This is a genomic window from Archangium sp. Cb G35, from assembly GCF_001896145.1.
GTDB lineage: Bacteria > Myxococcota > Myxococcia > Myxococcales > Myxococcaceae > Archangium > Archangium violaceum.
On sequence record NZ_MPOI01000041.1, the window covers coordinates 1 to 693 of the forward strand.

Below are 693 nucleotides of genomic sequence, written 5' to 3' on the forward strand. Positions count from 1 at the left end.
ACCTGGGACTGATTGCCACCTGGGTGCGTTGCTCCAAGTAGGAGGACAGCCGCGCACACGTCCAGCGGGAGAAGATGAAGCCCAGTTGCCTGGGGTCTGTTTCCACCGTTCTCAGCAGAAGCTCGAGGTAGGCGGGGCTGACGCGAGGAGGGCGGCCAGGACGAAGCGAGTCGGCCAGCCCCTCCAACCCCATGCTCCGCCAGCGTTGCCGACAGCGGTGCACGGTGCGTGCAGTCACTCCCAGGGCCCGCGCGATACTGGTAGCACTCTGACCCTGAGCACTCCACAACACGATGGCAGCTCGCACTGCCACTCCCGCGTGCTTCTGCTGATGCAGTGCACGCTGGAGGCGTCTGCGCTCGGAGGGCGTCAGGGTGAGGCTCTGTCGCTCAGGACCCACATCGCCGCTCCTTTCCGATGAGCAAGCGGCGACGCTACCCCCCTGACAGGACTTTCTTCAACTGGCTTAGAAGAAGCCCATGGCCTTCGGCGAGTAGCGGAGGGCGAGGGGAAATGGCCGCGGTAATGGCCATAGTGTGAAAATGGCCGTCATACCTCATCGTCACTCCTGCCGCCCTCGGCGTTCAGGCCGGACGTGCCCCCGGCGTTGGACGCCGCCATCATGGACCTGCTCCAGTGGCGGAACGAGGAGCGCACCCCGAGAGGGCAGCGGCTGCGTGAGCAGCTCTGCGC

1 protein-coding gene is annotated in these 693 nt (G+C 65.5%); it reads right to left on the reverse strand.

Annotated features, from left to right (window positions below; all coding sequences use genetic code 11):
• Window positions 1-400, reverse strand: a 400-nt coding sequence (locus BO221_RS54695; RefSeq protein ID WP_143196199.1) for a helix-turn-helix domain-containing protein, incomplete at its 3' end; no start/stop codon positions are given.
• Window positions 401-693: the final 293 nt, after the last annotated feature.